The following is a 1,466-nucleotide window of genomic DNA, read 5'->3' as shown; positions in this document are numbered from 1 at the left end:
GCAAGCTTTTCTTGTTGAAGTGGACGTAGCAAATTTATTTGTGAGGTCTCATCCTTTTTAGCAAATAACACGGGCTTTTCTATTAGCAAGTTGCCCAGCTTAGCTGTACGTTCTTCCAGATTAAAATTGATAGGGCTAAGCGACACTGAATCGAGTGTAAATAAGCTCTCTGTATCTTGAGTCTCAGCCAAGGCAATCTGAGAAAGCGACACCGAGCCAGTTTCGATCAGCAGGTGTGATCTCTGGTCACTAAATTCAGTATCGTAGCTGCCTTCTAGTGAAATCAGTGCGTTATTAAGTGAGTAGGGAGAGAAAGGTTTGACGTAATGCCAGAAGCTTGAAGAGCGAAGATTGCTCAAGGCCAAAGAGCCTTTAGAAGAAAAAGGGGCAATGCCAATTTGTCCCTTCCATGAAAGCTCTTGACCCTGGCCTAGTGAGAGGTTTAGTGAGTAGTTGCCACCATCATTATGGTCTGTCGAGAAGTCCTTTAATGCGAGATTGAGAGGCTCAAGCTTTAGCCTAAAGGTTTCATCGCTAGAGCGATCGGTAAAGTTGACCTGTCCATGAGAGATAGAGATCAGGCCGAAAAAGAAGGCTAAAGGCTCTGAGTTATCGACTTCCTCTGGCGCTGCCTCGCTGTCAGCTTTTACAAAGTCACGCTGGAAATTTAACAGACCTTGCTCGTCAAGCTGAGCATTGATACTAGGCCTCGTCAAACTGACTTCATCAAAAGCTATGCGCCCCCCCAATGAACCGAGGGCGCTAAAGTTGACGTAGAATCGATCAAAGCTGACGCTATCTTGCTGGAACTCATCCTTAGCTTGGAAACCGTGAACGGCTAGAGATAGTGCGTAAGGGTTGAAAACAACTGATTCGATTTGCGTATCCCAGGCTGCAATATCCTTAAGGGAGTTGATGGCCTGCTGCTTAACAATATAAGGTACAGCAAACCAGCCGAATACACTGTAGATTAAAAAGAAAAGAATGAGCCAGAACTTCTTGGATTTGAAATTAAGGATGGTCGACACAGTGTAACCCTCTAGAGTGGCTATTTTAGAACAGAACCTTGAACCGCGAAGCTGACATTATAAAACGAGCTGAGCAATAAAGAACTAAAAAGGAACTAAAAAATGACCGAAAACTGCTCACAAGAGAAACGTTGCCCCTGGTGCGGTAATGACCCTTTATATCAGCAATATCATGATGAAATTTGGGGTAAGCCAAGGTGGGGTAGCCAGGATCTATTTGCCAAACTTTGCCTTGATGGCCAACAAGCGGGTTTGAGCTGGATTACGATTTTACGAAAAGAAAAAAGCTATTACGAAGCATATGATAATTTCGATCCTAAGCGTATTGCAGAATATGACCAGACGAAGATAGATGAATTACTGCTTAATTCAGGTGTGATTCGAAATAAGCTTAAGGTGAACTCTATTATTAAAAATGCACGCGAATTTCTCGAGATT

Annotated in this window: 2 protein-coding genes; one reads left to right on the top strand and one right to left on the bottom strand. The window is 43.2% G+C overall.

Features of this window, described 5'->3' with window-relative positions:
• Positions 1-1,028: DUF748 domain-containing protein (locus A3761_RS02355; protein ID WP_156491518.1), on the bottom strand; the 1,028-nt coding region annotated here is incomplete at its 3' end.
• 102 nt (positions 1,029-1,130) lie between these two features.
• Here A3761_RS02355 and A3761_RS02350 point away from each other — a divergent pair.
• The coding region (locus tag A3761_RS02350) for a DNA-3-methyladenine glycosylase I (RefSeq protein ID WP_197472744.1) at positions 1,131-1,466 on the top strand (336 nt) is incomplete at its 3' end.

It is taken from the genome of Oleiphilus sp. HI0123, from assembly GCF_001635315.1.
This window is presented reverse-complemented; position numbering and strand designations above follow the sequence as displayed.